The following is a 15,409-nucleotide window of genomic DNA, read 5'->3' on the forward strand; positions in this document are numbered from 1 at the left end:
GCGGCGGCCAGACGGTCGGCGTGCCGGATCTGACAAACTCCGGCACGCCTGCCTGACACCGCTCCTTCTGTCGTACCCTCCCCATAGTCTTGGTCGGGTCGCCGAGGGCGCGGCCGTGGAGGGAACGGGCATGCGTCGTTACTCACGCGTCGTGGTGAAGCTCAGCGGCGAGGCTCTCGCGGGCGACACCGGATGGGGCACAGAACCGGCCGCCCTGGCGCAACTGGCGGACGAGATCCTCTCGGTGCACGAACTCGGCGTGCAGATCGCCGTGGTCATCGGCGGCGGCAACTACTTCCGCGGGAAGATGGCGCAGGGCTGGGGCATCGGCCGGGCCGAGGCCGACAACATCGGCATGCTGGGCACGGTCATGAACGCGCTGATGTTGCGTGGCGTGCTGACCGCCCGCTCCGACACCGACGTGCGGGTGATGACCGCGGTCCCGATCCAGAGCGTGGCCGAGCCCTTCATCCGGCTCCGCGCCGACCGGCACCTGCGCCGCAACCTGATCGTGCTCCTGGCCGGCGGCATCGGCCAGCCCTACGTCACCACCGACTACCCCGCCGTCCAGCGGTCCCTGGAGCTCGACGCCGACGCGCTGCTGGTGGCCAAGCGCGGCGTGGACGGCGTGTACGACAACGACCCCAACCTCAACCCCGACGCCAAGCGCTACACCAACCTGACCTACCGGGAGGCGCTGGCGGCCGGCGTACGGGTCATGGACGAGAGCGCGTTCGTGCTGGCCAACGAGCAGAACCTGCTCATGCACGTGTTCGACGTCGCGGCCAGGGGCGTCATGCGGGCGATCTGCCTGGGCGAGGACATCGGCACCCGCATCACCACCGACGAGGCGGACCGCCCCTCCTGACCGCCCCTCCTGACCGCCGCTGTTTCCGCCGCCGGCGTAGCGCCCGCAGCCGCGTCGATGGCGATTCGGCTGGGATGATGCGCAGATGACCGAGCCCTTGTTGGTTCCCGAGCTCCCCGCAGGCGACCGGTTCCTGCTCCGCCCGTGGCGGCTGGAGGACGTCGTGGTGGTGAAAGAGGCGTCCACGGACCCGTACATCCCGTTGATCACCACCGTGCCGCCGGTGTACACGGAAGAGGAGGGCGTGGCCTTCATCCACAGGCAGTGGAGCAGGAGCACGGACAGGACCGGATACTCCTTCGCGATCGCGGACACCGTCACCGGCCGGGCCGTACGTGTACTCGAAACTCCCCTGACCGCTGGAGAGAAGGCCGTATGCCGAAATATCCACCCAGGCGGGCGGCCGGGCGGGGGCGGGACTGGTACCGGGGTGACTGCCACGTGCACTCGCTCGTCTCAAGCGGCGGCGAGCTGACGCCGGAGCAACTCGCAGCCGCCGCCCGCGCGACGGGCCTGGACTTCATCGCCACCACCGAGCACAACACCGCCGAGACGCACGCCGCCTGGGGCCCGCAGGCCGGCGACGACCTGCTGGTGATCCTCGGCCAGGAGGTGACCACCGGGACCGGTCACTGGCTGGCGCTCGGCATCGACCCCGGGCAGGTGGTGGACTGGCGTTACCGGGTACGCGACAACGTCATCGGCGACCACCTGGCCCAGGTCCGCCGGGCCGGTGGGCTGTGCGTGGCGGCGCACCCGCACGCGCCCTACCCCTCCGGCGTCTTCATGTACCCCTACCGGGACTTCGACGTGGTGGAGGTCTGGAACGGGCGGTGGAGCTCCGACCTGCCCTGGAACGCGGACAACGAATCCGCCCTGGCCGAATGGGGCCGCAGTCTGGCCACCGGCCTCGACGACGGGCAGTGGCGGCCGGCGATGGGCAACAGCGACGCCCACCTGGAGGGGCAACTCGGCACCCCGCACACCGTCGTACTGGCCGACGAGCTGAGCACCGAGGCGATCCTGTCCGGCATCCGCGCCGGCCGCACCTGGATCGCCGAGTCGGCCGCGATCGACCTGTCGCTGGAGGTGTGCGCCGGCCCCCGCCGCGCCGGCATCGGGGAACGTCTGGACACCTGCGGCGAGCCGGTCTCCGTACGGGTGGCCGTGCAAGGTGTGCCCGCCGGCACCGTCACCTTCCACACCGACCGGGGAAGGGCACGACGAGAGCCGTTACCCGCCGGCGGCGTGCTCGAATGGGTGACCAGCGCGGGGGAGTCGGCGTTCGTGCGCGTCGAAGTACGCCACCCCTCGGGCCACATGGCCGCCCTCACCAATCCCGTCACCCTGACCTGAGCCCGGCTATCCGGGCGCGGGCCAGTAGGGGTCCGATCGCTGGGCGGCGGCCACGAAGGCGGCCCCGTCGAGTTCGACGACGCTCGGCTCGACGCCGCCGATGGGCCACTCCACGCCGAGTTCAAAGGTCTCCGCCGGCGGCAGCGGCCACAACCACAACTTCAACCTGTTGTGGCCCAGGTAGGGGGCGGCGCCGTGCAGTTGGTCACCGGTGGGCTGCCAGCTGAGCAGCGGGCCCACCGGCCGGCCCTCGGGCCCGATACGCACCCGCTCACCGTTGCGGATGAGAGTGCCGGCCTTGCCGCCATCGGCGTAACGCACGCCGATGCGCAACATCCTGTTCGGCGGGAACCGGCGGGAGAACGGGGTGGGATAGACGCCCGCCTGAAGATCGGAGAAGGCGTCGGAGGACAGCTCACCCTGCCGGAGAATCACCTCCACCTCCATGAGACAGCCGGTACGGAACGACCGGACCATCGGTAAGGCGATGGCGACATGCGGGGTACGGGCCAGCATCAGACCCGTCGGCACCACGACGCCCGTCTCGTCCGTGGGTGGCGCCGTCCAGGCAGGAAGCTCCGGCTCCGCTGCGCCAGGTGCATCGTCCTGCTCCGGGAGGGGCTCGAAGAACATGCCCCCACCGTAAGCCAACCTTCCGCGCTTCTCGCGGCGTAGAAGGGTTGACCAACGTTTGAGGGGAGGCCCATTTTGATGGCGGATCGATCGGAGTACGACGCGTTCGTCACGCGGGCGTGGCCGCGCTTACTCCGCACCGCCTACCTGCTCACCAGGGAATGGGACGCGGCCGAGGATCTTGTGCAGACCGCGCTGTTGAAGGCCTGGCTGGCCTGGCCCCGCCTTGGGGACGAGCGGGAAGCGTACGTCCGCAAGATCATCGTCAACGTGCACGTGTCGTGGTGGCGGCGGCGCTGGCGGCGGGCCGAGGTCACCAGCGGATCACTCCCCGACCGGTCGCAGGTGGCCGACCACATGGGGCAGGCCGACGAGCGCGAGCTGGTCTGGCAGGCGCTGGGACGGCTGCCCGCCCGTCAGCGCGCCGTCGTGGTGCTGCGGTACTTCGAGGACCTGACCGAGGCCCAGACGGCCGAGACCCTCGGGTGCAGCGTGGGCACGGTCAAGAGCCAGACCAGCAGGGCGCTGGCCAAGCTGCGCGTCGATGACTCGTTCGACCCGATGATCGCGAGAAGGAGCTAGAGCGATGCCCATCGATCGGCTGGACCTGCAGGACCTGATGGACGAGCGGAGCCGGCCCGCGATCGAGCGGCCGGCGCCCTTGACGTCACTGCGCGGGCGGATCGACCGGGCGCGCCGCCGCAGGCGCGCCGCCTGGGCGGGCGCCGTCATCGTCTCTCTCGTTGCCTCGGGGACAGTGCTCGGCCTGCGCGGGCCCGGCGGGAGCGACCAGACGAGCGTGACCGTGGCCGCCGCGTTTCCCGCCGAGTACACGGAATCGGATGGAACGGTCTACCGCCTGGTCGCCGAGGCGACGCTCGACGCCGCGACCAGAGAGGTGACGTTGGACGTGGCGGTGCGGGGCAAGCCGCTGGCCATCCGCGCCGAGTGCCCGGCCGAGCGCTGGCCGCCGCAGATCACCGTGCGGGTGCCGGAGTCTTCGAAAAAGTACCGGCTGACGCCGACTCCGTTCCTGGACTGCCACGAGAACCGCGCGGTGGATCTGATGCCGTTGCCCCAGGGCACCCGCCGGGCCGCCGTCACGATCGAGGCGCACAACAAGGCGGGTCCTGAGCGCTGGCGCTTCGGGGTCTACGAGTGGACGCCTCCCGCGACGGCGAAGCGCCCGCGGCCATTGCCGGAGCCGCCCGCCACCATCGGGACGTGGCGGCTGCTGGGCAAGGCGAAGGGCACGTGGCCGGCCACCCGTGAGGTGACCATCACCGTCCCGAACACCGGCCGCCCGATGGCTCTCGTCACCTACTGCGGCGGCGACATCAACCGCCGCCTCATGCTGGAGACCAGAGTGAACGGCCGCCTGTCCAACCACAGGGTCGGCTGCGTGAAACCGGGGATCATCCAGGACGACGGTCCGCGGAACGGGTACGCCACGCTGGACGGCGACCGGAAGGCGACGACGACCGTCAAGGTACGGCTCGTGACGGAGGTCTCCGACTATCGCCACCGCCCAGGCTTGTTGACGGCCGCCGTCTACGAGATGCCGCGCTGAGAAGAAAGACAATACACACCTGCCGTAAAAAGGCGCATTCCGCGGCGTAGGGTTGCAGCGCAAAAGGAAGTCGCTTCGCAAATTCTTGGGCATTTGCGAAGCGATGCCATCCCGCTGCCCCATATCGCGCCACCGGGGGATCAATGGATCGTGACCGCATACTCACCATCATCTATGGGACCGGGACGGCCGCGGCAGCCATCGTCTCGATCACGGCCTATTGGGGACGGTTACCGGCGATGGCGGACCTGTTCGGGTTCGCGCTCGCCTCGGCGCTGGGCCTGGCGGGGCCGGCGCTGATGGTCGCGGCGGCCGTCATGCGGCTCCGCGAGGTCGAGTCCTGGGCCGTGCGGGCCGTCGCCGGCGCGGGCCTGTTCGTGACCGTCCTGGCGGCCTCGCTCTACGTGGCGGCCGACGAGTTGCCGTTCGACCTCTTCGGCGTCGTCACCTTCAACCAGGACACGCTGCTCATCGCCGGTCCCCTGATCACGTACGCCCTGGGCTTCCTGGCCGTCGGCTCCCTGGAGGCCGAGCCCATCGACAACCCCGCCGCGATCGTCCCGTGGTTCGTCGGGGGCACCCTGTTGACGGCCTGGGCAGTCGTGCGGACGTTCTACGACCTCGCCGAGCAGCACGGCCCGCCGGGGGCGCTGGCCATGTTGCTGGCCGGTCCTGCCGTCCTGCTCCTGGGCCTGCTCGCCCAGTCGCTCGCGGAGGAGGGCCATGTGCACGGGAAACTCTCCTTCGTCCTGTACATGCTCGGCGGCCTGCTGACCGTGGTGATGCTCAGCTATGCCGATACCCTGGTTTGAACATTTCGAATTACGCCGAAATATTCGCCCGCCGAAACTCGCCGCCATAGACTTGAAATCGGGGCCACGAACATTTTTCCGGTCCTCACATAGCACGGCGACAAGGAAAGGCCGAGAAGGTGAAACTCAAGCGTATTGCCGCAGGGGTTCTGCTGGGCGCGATGTCTGTCACCCTGTGGAGTCTTCCCGCCGCCGCCGACCCCCTTGGTGACGGCACCCGCGTCACCGTCGCGGACCCGATCGGTGGCGGCACCCGCGTCACCGGCGCGGACCCGATCGGTGGCGGCACCCGCGTAACCGGCGCGACGCCGAACGAGAACAACTGGTAGAAACGGCAGCGGAAAGCGGTCGAGGCGGAGCCCGTCGAGTTCCGCCACGACCGTTTTCCGCGTTCCCCCCGCCGGCGCCGTTCACGCCGAGGCTTGACGGCCGTTGAGGAGAGTGACCGATGTCATCTACCCAACCTCGCAGGGCCACACCGCGATGGCCGATCGGCGCGATGATCGCTTCGTGGATCCTGGGCATTGTCTGGATCGTCCTGTTCTACCTGGACCCAACCCTCCCGGTCCTCAGCGGGTTGGGTAACTGGAACCTGCTGGCCGGGTTCGCCCTCCTCCTCCTGGGCGGCGCCTTCCTGCTGCTCTTCGCGGTCATGGCGATCGTGAAAGCGCGCCGCCAATGAACTCACCGTTGAAGGGGATTCGATGATCGCCAGGGTATGGAAGGCCACCGCCACTCCGGACGGCGCCCGGCGCTACGCCGAACACTTCGACGGAGCCGTACTGCCGGAACTGCGCGACTTGCCCGGCTGCCGCGCGGCGCATCTCCTCACACGGGAGTCGGGGGATCAGGTGGCGATAGAGGTCATCACGTACTGGGAGTCACTGGAGACGATCCGCGCCTTCGCGGGCGACGACCTCGGCCACGCGGTCGTGGAGCCGGCCGCCCGGGCCGCCCTGACGGACTTCGAGCGGACCGTCACCCACTTCACAGTGGCGCGGACCTGGCCGGCACCGGACGAGGCGGTCACCGCTTGACGGTGCCGGACCGCAAACCCAGGGCCTGCCGCAGGATGGTGTGCACGTAGGCGATGTCGGCGGGCGCGTTGTCGATCAGGAGGGCGGCGCAGAGCCCGTCGGATGCCGCGACGAGGGCCACCACGGCCTCGGGAGAGTCGGTGCAGTGCCGGGCGAGTTCGGCGATGTCCTCACGCCAGCGGCGGGCGATGGGACGCAGGGCCGGCCGCCGGGCGGCCATGGTGGACAGTTCGCGCTCGGCCAGGGCACGATCGCGTCCCGGCCCGGCGGATTCGGCGATGAGCTCGGCCAGGCCGCGCAGCTTGTCGTCATGGTGGTCGATGATGTGGCGGACGCGCTCCGAGTAGCCCTCGGCGACGCTGGACAGGGCCGCGACGAGCAGGTCGTCCAGGGTGGCGAAGTAGTAGGTGCTGAGGCTGACGGGGATGCCGGCCTCCTTGGCGACGGTACGGTGCGTCACGCCTGCCGCCCCGTCACGCTGCACGACCGTCAAGGTGGCCTCGATGATCTCGGCCCGGCGCTTCTGGCCCCTGGCCCTGCGCCCGTCCGTGCTCGTGTCCTCGTCGCCCATGCCCCCTCCTGACCATCAGGTTAGACGGTCAGGAGGGCCGGCTCTCCCCGATGGGGCGGATGTGCCTGAGCACGATCAGGCACAACACGGTCACCGCCACGATCGCGACGCCCGCGGTGAGCGAGGCGACGTTCAGCCCGACGGTGAACGCTTCCCGAGCCGCCCGCATCGTCCCCGGCGGGACCCGGTCGGAGACGGCCATGGCGCCGCTCAGGCTGTCGGTGACGCGGCCGGCGACCTCGGGCGCCACGCCCGGCGCCTGGACCTGGGAGCGGTAGACGACCGTGGTGAGGCTGCCGAGCAGGGCGACCCCCACGGCGGTGCCGAGTTCCTGTACGGTCTCCGACATCGCCGCCGCCGAGCCGGACTTCGCCGCCGGCGCGGCCCCCACCACCATGTCGGTGCCCAGCGCCGCGATGGCGCCGAGGCCGAGGTAGACGAAGGCGAATCCGGCCACCACGCTCACCTTGCCGCCGGTGTCCGCCGTGGCCAGGAGCGCGTACCCGATCAGGGAGAGCCCCAGGGTCGCCGTCATGACCGCGCCCGGCCGGATGCGGCTCGCCACGATCGGGGCGCCGATCGCGGCGGCGAACATCGCCAGCGCCGGCGGGCCCATCCACAGTCCCGCCTCGGCGGGCGAGAGCCCTTCGACCAGTTGCAGGAACTGGGTGACCAGGTACATCACGCCGCCCACGCCGACGAGTCCGACCAGCAGGACGGCCAGGGCGGCGGAGAAGGCCCGGTCGGCGAACAGCGTCACGTCCAGCAGCGGGGCGGGGAGGCGAAGTTGCCGGCGGACGAAGACGTACCCCGCGACCGCCGCGACCAGCACGAGGAGCAACGTCAGCGCGTCGGGCCCGTACGTGGCCAGGTGCTTCACGGCGTAGACCACCGGCAGGATGGCCACCAGTGACAGGGCGACGCTGGTCAGATCGAACCGGCCCTCCCCGGGCGCCGCGTACTCGGGCAGCAGCGTACGAGCGCCCGCCAGCACGACCACCGCCACCGGCACCGCGACCAGGAACGCCGCCCCCCACCAGAACCGGTCGACCAGGGCGCCGCCCAGCACGGGACCGGCGGCCATGCCGAGGGCGAACATGGTCGCCCACACGCCGATGGCCACGGCACGCTGCCGCACGTCGGTGAACATGTTGCTGATCAGGGACAGTGTCGAGGGCATGAGCGTGGCGCCCGCGACGCCGAGCAGCGCCCGGGCCAGGATCAGCAGGCCCGCGCTCGGGGCGAACGCGGCGAGGACCGAGACGACCGCGAACGCCGCGACGCCGATCATCAGCAGGCGCCGCCGGCCGATCCGGTCCCCCAGGGTGCCCATCGTGATGAGGAACCCGGCGATGAAGAAGCCGTAGGCGTCCATGATCCACAGCGTCTGCGCGGCCGTGGGGCCGAGCTCGGCGGCCATGCTCGGCAGCACCAGGTACAACACGGTCACATCGAGCCCCAGCAGCACGGTCGGCAGCGCCAGCAGCCCCAGCCCGAGCCACTCCCGTGCCCCTGCGCGCGTCTGTGCGATTCTGTCATCCATACTTGGACGATAGTACAACTAGTACGATCGTCCAAATATCTAGGCCGCCGTACCCCTCCAGCTCATCCCCATCAAGGCGGAGACCGTGACACCGGCGGCCGCGAAGACCGCGATGGTCGGGCCCGGATCCAGCAGCTCCGCGACGCCCCCGGCGAGCAGGATCGCCAGCCCCTGTGCGGCGACCAGTCCCGCGGACGCCAGGCCCACCGCCGCGCCACGCGCACCGTCCGGCACCGCCCGCACGTAAGTGGCGTGGACACTGACCAGATAGGCGGACAGCAGCCCGGAAAGCAGAAGCATCCCCAGCGCGGGGACGATGGACGGGTTCAGCGCGAAGACCACGAGAGGCAGGCCGCACAACGCCGGCAACACCCCGATCAGCCGGGCCTGCACGGACGCGGGCACCCAGCGGACGAGCAGCCACGCGCCGACCGCGCCGCTCAACGGGTCGGCCGCCATGAGCAGTCCCACCACCGCGGGCCCCTGCCCGATCTGCGCCGCGTACGGCGCCGCCAGCGCCTCGGGAACGACGTAGAACCCCCACGCGCTGCCGAGCACGAACAACGCCCTGAGCCTGCGATCGGCCCAGACCAGCCGCATGGTGGCGAATGTGGACCCGCGCGAGGAGCCCGTCTCCGGCGCGGCCGGCACGGGACGCAGCCGCATCCCCAGCCCGATCACCAGCGCCGAGACCACGAATGTTCCCGCGTTGATCGCCAGCGCCGCCTGCGCCGAGGTGGCCGCGACCAGCACACCGCCCAGGCCGAAGCCCAGCAGTTGGACGCTCTGCTGAGTCATGCTCGTGACGGCCAGCCCCGCCTCGTAGGCGTCGCCTTCGAGGGTGTCCGGCAACGTCGCCAGCCGGGCGGCGTTGAACGGGGCGTTGGCCAGCACGACCAGCACCAGCAGCACGCACAACACGGGGAACGGCACGCCGGGCAACGCCATGGCCGCGACCAGGACGGCCCTGACCACGTCGGCCACGACCATGACCGTCCGGCGCGGAAACCGGTCGGCCAGCCCGGAGAGCAGCGGACCGCCGACCACGGCCGGGACGTACGTCAGCGAGTACGTCACCGCGGTGGCCCCGGCGGAACCGGTCCTGTCGAACACCAGGATGGCCAGCGCGACCCGCGCGAGCTGATCCCCGATCAGGGAGAGGGAGTGGGCGAACCACAACGCCCGGAACTCCCTGACGGCGAACACGCGCCGGACGGCGGACCGCTCTGCGCCCACGCGTTCACCTTTCATATCCAAGCCGGGAAACAACGCGCCGGCCCCAGAAATTCATCCGAGGCCGGCGTGGGTCAATCATCCACATGCGTTAATCAGTAGTCCCTGCCGCGCATCACATCACCTCCCCGCCACCCGCGAACGGGTGCAGCTTCCCTCGAACTCAAACCGATCGTAGCCAGTCGAGTTCTGCACCCGGCCCGTCACTGCCGGCTAAATAGTTCGCAATTCATCGAAACGTGCTAGCCCTTGACGTATCCGAGCTTGAAGTCGCTCTTGACCGGGTTGGCGCCGGTGCTCTCGCAGTCGGCCTTGAGAGAGAAGAAGTGGCTCTGCGACTTGGCCCAGTGGCAGCGGTAGATCGGGCGGGTGAAGCCGGGAGCGGGGCTGCTGTAAACATAGCCCTGCAGTCCCAGGGAGGCGTTCTTGACGCCCTCGCAACCCGCGTTCAGGCTCAGGAACTGGTCCATCGGCGCATGCCCGGCCAGGCAGGCGTAAAGCGGGACGCTGCCCGCCTCCTTCTCCGCCAGGATCGCCACCTTGAGCTCACTCTCGTACGCCCCGCCGGGCTCCTCACCCGTGGTGCTCCAGTGCTTGGCGCCGTTGTAGTACCTGGTCAGCGTGAGCATCCCCGGCGCGGCTGCCGCCTCCGTCGCGGCCCCGGCCTGGGCCGCGCCCGCCCCGCCCGCGACCAGCGCGATGCCAGCCGCGCACCCGGCCACGACGGAAACGGCCGCCCTGCGAATCGTCATATCGATGTCCTCTCCTATGAATCCCCAGCGACGGCGATGAGGCTAGCGAACCGGGCCGGGATGGACCGATAAATTCGACGAAAATCGAAAAGACAGCGCTTTGCAACCACAATGAAAGCGCAATCTGAGAGGTCTTGTTCACGGAACTGAAACCCATAATGACGGGAGTGCGGAACGCGCATGAACAACGACCCGGAACGCCGGCGGGTGGCCTTCCGGCCCCGGCTGTGGCGGCGGATAGTCCAAAGCGTCGGCCCCTTCGTCGTCATGCCGTTGGCTTTTGGCATGGTGGGCTCATTGCAAATCGACCTGAGCGGCGAGCTGCTGTACTTCGTGATCGCACTGGGGTTCGTCCTGGCCGGTGCCGTAGCCGTGCGCAACGCCTTGATGGGCATCACCATCGATCCCGAAGCAGTGGTGATCGTCAACGCGTTCGAGACCATTCGGATTCCCACCGAAAGACTGGAGAGCTTCCTCTGGGAGGACTACGGTCTCTCCGTCGTGTGGGGCGACGGAGACTACCTGCGGTTCACTCCCGTCCAGGCGTTCCACCGGCTCAGGAACCCCATGGCCGATCTCACCCACGGCCTGGAGGTCTGGGAGCGGCTGACGGCCTTGACCGGCGGGACACCGCCCCAGGAACAGCCGGTGAAACCGAAAAACGTCCGTAAGCGTCCGCGCCGGCCGCTCAATCCCTGACGGGGCCGGTCGCTACCGCCGCGGGGAAGTCCTGTCCTGACGCCAGCCGTTCGACGAGGCCCCGTACGGCCGGTTCCCCACCGTTCGCCGCCGCCCAGCGACTCACCTGGCAGGCGGCTTCGGCGTACACCCGGGCATCCGCCGACGCCGCGCGCAGCCAGTCGTCGAGGGTGACGGGCAGGTCCCGGCGGGGTTCGGCGAGACAACGGTCCTCGCCCGCCGGGGCGAGGTAGCGGGGATCGTCGCTGACCAGGACGGCCAGACCTTCGTCGAACCACTGCGGGACCTCGGCGCCGTCGAGGCGGGCGTGCAGTTCCACGTGGGTCATCTCGTGCGAGGCGATCACGACGTCGACGCCGCGCGGGGACAACATCACCGACCGGTTCAGTACGGCGACGCCGCGTTCCCTGCCGCCGCCGATCCCGCGGTAGCAGTCCTCGGTCAGGCACACGAGGAGGTCCGGCGAGCTCCGGCGTCCCGCGAAGAAGGCGCGTACCCGCTCGCCTGCCTGCCGGGCGACCTCGGTCACGCGCCGCCGCTGGGACGCCGGCAGCCCCGGTTCGGCGTAGAGGCCGGGCCCGAGCCGCTCCAGGCCGTAGCAGCCGGGGCAGGTGGTGGCCGCGACGGACGGGAACACGACCGCCGTCAGCGTCACGACGGCGGCCAGGAGGATCACGGCGACGGCGCCCGCGATCCACCGGCGCCTCAGGGGCACGTGGTTCCCTTGGGCGGCAGCCGGCGCTCGGTGACGTACCGGCTGACGTGGTCGATGACGCAGGCGTTGGCCATGCCGCCGAACAGGTTGTGTCCCGGGCCGTCGTGTTCGATCGTGCGGCTGCCGGGGGTCTGCTCGACCACCCGGCGGCTGGAGTCGTAGTCCAGCCAGGTGCCCGCGCCCAGCATCGGCGGCAGTTGCTTGCGGGGCATCGGCTTGGGCGGGTTGCTCACCGGGGCCGGCCAGCCGGCGCAGGTGAGCGGCAGGTGCCCGGCGAGGGGGAAGAAGGCGCCGGTGTTGGGGGCGATGGCGCGCAGCCGCTTGACCGTACGCGCGATTGAGCGCTGGTCGGTGGGGCGCGGGAAGTCCAGGCATTCCTTGTACCCGCCGCCGGGCAGGCCGGGGTAGGGCTGACTCGTCTGCACGAAGCCGGAGGCGTCGCCGCGCTCGGCCGCCGCCAGGGCCGTCATGAAGCCGTCCCAGCTCGCGGGGCCGCTGCGGATCTTGTAGAACCCGAGAGTACGCAGGTGGGTGTCGTCGTAGCGGGCGCCGGTCTTGGGGGCGGGGATGGGCTCGCGGGCGGCCTTGGCGATCAGCGCCCGCCAGCGCTTCTCCGTCCCGGCGGGCGCCCAGGCGAAGAACCGGCCGACGAACTCCTCGTTCTCGCGGGCCATGATGTCGAGTTCCCGTTCCCAGTCGCGCAGGCTGTGGCTCTTGGAGCCGTCGATGTACATCGTACGCACGCGGTGCGGGAACAGCCGGGCGTAGGACTGCGCGATCGTTCCCCCGTACGACAGGCCGAGGAAGTTCATCTTGTCCTCGCCGAGCGCTTCGCGCACGGCGTCGGCGTCCCGGGCGTCGGCGGCCGAGTCCATGTGGTCGAACAGTTCGGTGTCGGTGGCGCGGCACTTGTCGCCCCTGGCCTTGTTCGCCGCGACGAGCCGGTCGAAGCCGGCCTGGTCCGCGGGGAACGCCGGGGTGCGCAGGTAGCCGAAGTCGCACTTCAGGACCGCGTCGCTGAGTCCGGGGTAGCCGCGCGGGTCCCAGGTCACGACGTCCATCGAGGTACGGATCCTGTCGAAGATCTTGGTACGCGAGCCCATCGTCGCGATCTGGTACCCCTGCGGCCCGCCGAAGTTGACCAGCACGGAGCCCTTCTTGGCACCGGTGGCGGGCAGCCGGGCCACCTTGAGTGTGATCTTGCGGTCACCCTTGGGCGACAGGGCGACGGCCAGGTCCGCGCACTGCAACTCGGGCGCGTCCGCGATGGGGCAGGCGCTCCACCGCAGGGACGGCTCCGGCGTCAGAACGCTGACCGGTGTCGCGACGACGGCCAGCGCGAGGAAGGTGTTGAGCATGCGCAGCACCCTAGGAGCCGCGTGTGGCCCGGATCTGCCCCCGAAAGTCATTGATGACTGTTCACCAAAGTTGACTACCAATGCCGTGGGAGGTCAGAAGTAGGGTGAGCGCATGCCCAGGTGGTTTGCGCTCGTCGTCGCGGTCGTGGCCGCCGACACGACGCTGTGGTGGTTGGACGGGACGAGGGGCTGGACACTCGCCGCGTACGCCCTGATCGTGGCGATCACCATGACGGCGATGAACCGCCTGCCGTTCGTGGCCTTCCTCGCGGCGCTGGCGCTCGCCCTGTTCACCGGCGGCTCGCTGGCCCTGCTGATCTGCACCGGCTTCCAGGCCGGCCACCGCATCTCCGCACGCAGGGACGTCGTGCTGACGGCAGGCGCGTTGTGCGTGTACGTGTGCGTGCTCCTGCTGGCCATACAGCGCTCCCCCGACGAAGCCGAACCGTGGATCTCCCTGGCCCGCGTCGTCGTACTGACCGCGCTGCCGCTGCTCGCCGGCCGGTACCTCGCCCAGGAGCGCGAGCACCTGCGCAGGGAGCGGGCCCTCATCGCCGAGCAGGAGCGGCTGCGCGAGCGGCTGCGCATCGCCCAGGACATGCACGACTCGCTCGGCCACCTGCTCAGCCTGGTCTCCGTGCAGGCCGCCGCGCTGGAAGTGGGCTCTCTGCCGCCCGCCCAGCAGCGGGCGGTGGGCGGTCTGGCGGGCAACGCCCGCGCCGCCGCGGCCGAACTGCACAGCGTCGTCAACGCGCTGCGCAGCCACGACGCCCCCGGGCTTGACGACATCGACGACCTGATCGCCCGCTCCCGGGCGGCGGGGGCCACGGTGACGATCGAGTCGTCCGGCGAGGCCGTGCCGCTCACCGACCCTCGCGCGTCCCACGCCGCCTATCGGGTCGTCCAGGAAGGGCTGACGAACGCGGTCAAGCACGCCTCCGGGCTACCCGTCGCCGTGTCGCTCGACTGGCAGCCCGACGCGCTTCTGGTCTCGGTGGCCAACGCGTTGCCCCGCCATCGGCCCTCCTCCCCCGGCGGCAGCGGCCTGCAGGGGCTCACGGAACGCGTCGCCGAGGCCGGCGGCCTGCTGCGCATCCACCCGGGCCCCAGGGAGTTCCGGCTGGTCGCGATGCTCCCGCTCGTACCCGTTCTGGCCGGGGCGGCGACGTGATCAAGGTCCTGATCGCCGACGACGAGCCGCTCATCACCACCGGCATCCGCACCGTCCTGGAGTCGGCCGGGGACATCGAGGTGGTGGCCGTCGCGCGCGACGGCCGCGAGGCGGTGCGGGCCGCCCAACGGCACCGGGTCGACGTCGCGCTGCTGGACATCTCGATGCCGGTCATGGACGGCCTGGCCGCGGCGGCCGAGCTGACGGGGCCGCGGGTGGTGCTGCTCACCGCCTTCGGCGACGAGGACAACGTACGTGGCGCCGTACGGCGAGGGGTGTCCGGTTTCGTGCTGAAGACCTGCACCCCCGACGAGTTGATCGGCGCGGTCCGTGCCGCGCACGCCGGGCAGGCGTACCTCTCACCGGCCGTGACCCGGCAGGTGCTCGACATGGCGGCGCCGCCCGGCGACGACGAACGCGGGCGCGACGCCGCCCGGCGGCTGGCCACCCTCACCGCACGCGAGAACGACATCCTCGCCCTGGTGGCGCAGGGGTTGTCCAACGCCGAGGTCGCCAGGCGGCTGCACATGACCGAGGCCAGCGTCAAGACCTACGTCAGCCGCATCCTCGCCAAGCTGAACTGCACAAACCGGGTCCAGGCGGCCCTACTGGTCGTCCAGTCCTGAGCCGGGCGCTCAGTTTCAGCCCTGGGCCGGGTGGCGCACCATGTAGACGTCCACTTCGTCCTCGGTCTCAAGGGTGAACCCGTGCCGCTCGTACAGCCGCCGGGCCGCACTGCCCTGCAACACGTTGAGCCGTACCACGGCCTCTTCGCGGTCACACCGTTCGAGCAAGCTGCCCAGCACGGCGGAACCGACGCCCCTGCCCTGCGTTCCCGGATCCAGGTAGAAGTGCTCCAGCCAGTACGCCTCCTCCGCCGGTCGCAACGCCACACAACCGGCCAGGACGCCGCCCACCTCGATCACCCAGGTGTGCGCGGGCATGAAGCCGTCCCGCAGCCGCTGCCGTACCCGGTGCTCGTCGTAGCGGCCGAGCCGCTGGAGATCCGGCCTCATCACCACGGCCCGCAACTCCGCCACCGCCTCGACGTCCACCGCCGAGGCCGACCGAAGCCCCCATTTCACCACGAA

Annotated in this window: 20 protein-coding genes; 12 read left to right on the plus strand and 8 right to left on the minus strand. The window is 70.3% G+C overall.

Features of this window, described 5'->3' with window-relative positions:
* Positions 1-130 precede the first annotated feature (130 nt).
* The 3 genes from pyrH (at position 131) to AB0I81_RS57350 (ending at position 2,224) form a co-directional block, all read left to right on the plus strand.
* On the plus strand, positions 131-868 hold the full coding sequence (gene pyrH, locus AB0I81_RS57340; protein ID WP_360677655.1) for a UMP kinase: 738 nt from the start codon (positions 131-133) through the stop codon (positions 866-868).
* Positions 869-953: 85 nt separating this feature from the next.
* Entirely contained in the window at positions 954-1,343 is a 390-nt protein-coding gene (locus AB0I81_RS57345; RefSeq protein ID WP_360677657.1) for a GNAT family N-acetyltransferase, read from the plus strand.
* Complete coding sequence (locus AB0I81_RS57350) at positions 1,310-2,224, plus strand: CehA/McbA family metallohydrolase (protein ID WP_360677659.1); 915 nt, start codon at positions 1,310-1,312, stop codon at positions 2,222-2,224. Before AB0I81_RS57345 ends, AB0I81_RS57350 begins: the two co-directional genes overlap by 34 nt.
* A gap of 6 nt (positions 2,225-2,230) precedes the next feature.
* Here AB0I81_RS57350 and AB0I81_RS57355 read toward each other — a convergent pair whose 3' ends face one another.
* On the minus strand, positions 2,231-2,857 hold the full coding sequence (locus tag AB0I81_RS57355) for a hypothetical protein (RefSeq protein WP_360677661.1): 627 nt from the start codon (positions 2,855-2,857) through the stop codon (positions 2,231-2,233).
* 78 nt (positions 2,858-2,935) lie between these two features.
* Here AB0I81_RS57355 and AB0I81_RS57360 point away from each other — a divergent pair, with 78 nt between their 5' ends.
* The 6 genes from AB0I81_RS57360 (at position 2,936) to AB0I81_RS57385 (ending at position 6,276) form a co-directional block, all read left to right on the plus strand.
* On the plus strand, positions 2,936-3,439 hold the full coding sequence (locus AB0I81_RS57360; RefSeq protein WP_360677663.1) for a SigE family RNA polymerase sigma factor: 504 nt from the start codon (positions 2,936-2,938) through the stop codon (positions 3,437-3,439).
* Between the two features lie 4 nt (positions 3,440-3,443).
* Positions 3,444-4,427 carry a hypothetical protein gene (locus AB0I81_RS57365; protein ID WP_360677665.1) on the plus strand — a complete coding sequence of 328 codons (984 nt, stop codon included), beginning with the start codon at positions 3,444-3,446 and terminating at the stop codon, positions 4,425-4,427.
* A 143-nt stretch (positions 4,428-4,570) separates the two neighbouring features.
* Entirely contained in the window at positions 4,571-5,239 is a 669-nt protein-coding gene (locus AB0I81_RS57370) for a hypothetical protein (RefSeq protein ID WP_360677667.1), read from the plus strand.
* A gap of 161 nt (positions 5,240-5,400) precedes the next feature.
* Entirely contained in the window at positions 5,401-5,568 is a 168-nt protein-coding gene (locus AB0I81_RS57375; protein WP_360677669.1) for a hypothetical protein, read from the plus strand.
* Positions 5,569-5,687: 119 nt separating this feature from the next.
* The gene (locus AB0I81_RS57380; protein WP_360677671.1) at positions 5,688-5,921 is read left to right on the plus strand and encodes a cell division protein CrgA; all 234 of its coding nucleotides are present in this window, start codon (positions 5,688-5,690) and stop codon (positions 5,919-5,921) included.
* Positions 5,922-5,943: 22 nt separating this feature from the next.
* On the plus strand, positions 5,944-6,276 hold the full coding sequence (locus AB0I81_RS57385) for an antibiotic biosynthesis monooxygenase (protein WP_360677673.1): 333 nt from the start codon (positions 5,944-5,946) through the stop codon (positions 6,274-6,276).
* On the opposite strand, the gene AB0I81_RS57390 is transcribed toward AB0I81_RS57385, so the two are convergent.
* From AB0I81_RS57390 to AB0I81_RS57405, 4 genes are all read right to left on the minus strand, one after another.
* The gene (locus AB0I81_RS57390) at positions 6,266-6,847 is read right to left on the minus strand and encodes a TetR family transcriptional regulator (RefSeq protein ID WP_360677675.1); all 582 of its coding nucleotides are present in this window, start codon (positions 6,845-6,847) and stop codon (positions 6,266-6,268) included. The two genes, AB0I81_RS57385 and AB0I81_RS57390, sit on opposite strands and share 11 nt — an antisense overlap.
* Positions 6,848-6,875: 28 nt before the next feature.
* Positions 6,876-8,390: an MFS transporter gene (locus AB0I81_RS57395; RefSeq protein ID WP_360677677.1), complete on the minus strand. Its 1,515-nt coding sequence runs from the start codon at positions 8,388-8,390 to the stop codon at positions 6,876-6,878.
* 39 nt (positions 8,391-8,429) lie between these two features.
* The gene (locus tag AB0I81_RS57400) at positions 8,430-9,626 is read right to left on the minus strand and encodes an MFS transporter (protein ID WP_360677679.1); all 1,197 of its coding nucleotides are present in this window, start codon (positions 9,624-9,626) and stop codon (positions 8,430-8,432) included.
* 239 nt (positions 9,627-9,865) lie between these two features.
* The gene (locus tag AB0I81_RS57405; RefSeq protein ID WP_360677681.1) at positions 9,866-10,375 is read right to left on the minus strand and encodes a hypothetical protein; all 510 of its coding nucleotides are present in this window, start codon (positions 10,373-10,375) and stop codon (positions 9,866-9,868) included.
* A gap of 180 nt (positions 10,376-10,555) precedes the next feature.
* Between AB0I81_RS57405 and AB0I81_RS57410 the strand changes: the two genes are divergently transcribed.
* On the plus strand, positions 10,556-11,074 hold the full coding sequence (locus tag AB0I81_RS57410) for a hypothetical protein (RefSeq protein ID WP_360677683.1): 519 nt from the start codon (positions 10,556-10,558) through the stop codon (positions 11,072-11,074).
* On the opposite strand, the gene AB0I81_RS57415 is transcribed toward AB0I81_RS57410, so the two are convergent.
* Both AB0I81_RS57415 and AB0I81_RS57420 read right to left on the minus strand, forming a co-directional pair.
* Complete coding sequence (locus AB0I81_RS57415) at positions 11,064-11,789, minus strand: hypothetical protein (RefSeq protein ID WP_360677685.1); 726 nt, start codon at positions 11,787-11,789, stop codon at positions 11,064-11,066. The genes AB0I81_RS57410 and AB0I81_RS57415 overlap by 11 nt on opposite strands.
* Positions 11,780-13,147, minus strand: coding sequence for an alpha/beta hydrolase (locus tag AB0I81_RS57420; RefSeq protein ID WP_360677687.1), 1,368 nt, complete (start codon positions 13,145-13,147; stop codon positions 11,780-11,782). Before AB0I81_RS57420 ends, AB0I81_RS57415 begins: the two co-directional genes overlap by 10 nt.
* A 112-nt stretch (positions 13,148-13,259) precedes the next feature.
* Between AB0I81_RS57420 and AB0I81_RS57425 the strand changes: the two genes are divergently transcribed.
* Together AB0I81_RS57425 and AB0I81_RS57430 are read left to right on the plus strand one after the other, a co-directional pair.
* Positions 13,260-14,318 (plus strand): histidine kinase, encoded by a 1,059-nt coding sequence (locus tag AB0I81_RS57425; RefSeq protein ID WP_360677689.1) that lies wholly within the window; start codon positions 13,260-13,262, stop codon positions 14,316-14,318.
* Complete coding sequence (locus AB0I81_RS57430; RefSeq protein WP_360677691.1) at positions 14,315-14,944, plus strand: response regulator transcription factor; 630 nt, start codon at positions 14,315-14,317, stop codon at positions 14,942-14,944. Before AB0I81_RS57425 ends, AB0I81_RS57430 begins: the two co-directional genes overlap by 4 nt.
* Before the next feature lie 15 nt (positions 14,945-14,959).
* On the opposite strand, the gene AB0I81_RS57435 is transcribed toward AB0I81_RS57430, so the two are convergent.
* On the minus strand, positions 14,960-15,406 hold the full coding sequence (locus tag AB0I81_RS57435; protein ID WP_360677693.1) for a GNAT family N-acetyltransferase: 447 nt from the start codon (positions 15,404-15,406) through the stop codon (positions 14,960-14,962).
* Positions 15,407-15,409 lie beyond the last annotated feature (3 nt).

Origin of the sequence: Nonomuraea sp. NPDC050404 (genome assembly GCF_040655495.1) — a bacterium.
In the GTDB taxonomy this organism is placed as follows: domain Bacteria; phylum Actinomycetota; class Actinomycetes; order Streptosporangiales; family Streptosporangiaceae; genus Nonomuraea.

Excerpts from the sequence above, each read along its gene's own strand:
- pyrH (WP_360677655.1), top strand. The coding sequence starts at position 131 with ATGCGTCGTTACTCACGCGTCGTGGTGAAGCTCAGCGGCGAGGCTCTC.
- AB0I81_RS57345 (WP_360677657.1), top strand. The coding sequence starts at position 954 with ATGACCGAGCCCTTGTTGGTTCCCGAGCTCCCCGCAGGCGACCGGTTC.
- AB0I81_RS57355 (WP_360677661.1), bottom strand. The coding sequence starts at position 2,857 with ATGTTCTTCGAGCCCCTCCCGGAGCAGGACGATGCACCTGGCGCAGCG.
- AB0I81_RS57360 (WP_360677663.1), top strand. The coding sequence starts at position 2,936 with ATGGCGGATCGATCGGAGTACGACGCGTTCGTCACGCGGGCGTGGCCG.
- AB0I81_RS57365 (WP_360677665.1), top strand. The coding sequence starts at position 3,444 with ATGCCCATCGATCGGCTGGACCTGCAGGACCTGATGGACGAGCGGAGC.
- AB0I81_RS57370 (WP_360677667.1), top strand. The coding sequence starts at position 4,571 with ATGGATCGTGACCGCATACTCACCATCATCTATGGGACCGGGACGGCC.
- AB0I81_RS57375 (WP_360677669.1), top strand. The coding sequence starts at position 5,401 with ATGTCTGTCACCCTGTGGAGTCTTCCCGCCGCCGCCGACCCCCTTGGT.
- AB0I81_RS57380 (WP_360677671.1), top strand. The coding sequence starts at position 5,688 with ATGTCATCTACCCAACCTCGCAGGGCCACACCGCGATGGCCGATCGGC.
- AB0I81_RS57385 (WP_360677673.1), top strand. The coding sequence starts at position 5,944 with ATGATCGCCAGGGTATGGAAGGCCACCGCCACTCCGGACGGCGCCCGG.
- AB0I81_RS57390 (WP_360677675.1), bottom strand. The coding sequence starts at position 6,847 with ATGGGCGACGAGGACACGAGCACGGACGGGCGCAGGGCCAGGGGCCAG.
- AB0I81_RS57395 (WP_360677677.1), bottom strand. The coding sequence starts at position 8,390 with ATGGATGACAGAATCGCACAGACGCGCGCAGGGGCACGGGAGTGGCTC.
- AB0I81_RS57405 (WP_360677681.1), bottom strand. The coding sequence starts at position 10,375 with ATGACGATTCGCAGGGCGGCCGTTTCCGTCGTGGCCGGGTGCGCGGCT.
- AB0I81_RS57410 (WP_360677683.1), top strand. The coding sequence starts at position 10,556 with ATGAACAACGACCCGGAACGCCGGCGGGTGGCCTTCCGGCCCCGGCTG.
- AB0I81_RS57420 (WP_360677687.1), bottom strand. The coding sequence starts at position 13,147 with ATGCTCAACACCTTCCTCGCGCTGGCCGTCGTCGCGACACCGGTCAGC.
- AB0I81_RS57425 (WP_360677689.1), top strand. The coding sequence starts at position 13,260 with ATGCCCAGGTGGTTTGCGCTCGTCGTCGCGGTCGTGGCCGCCGACACG.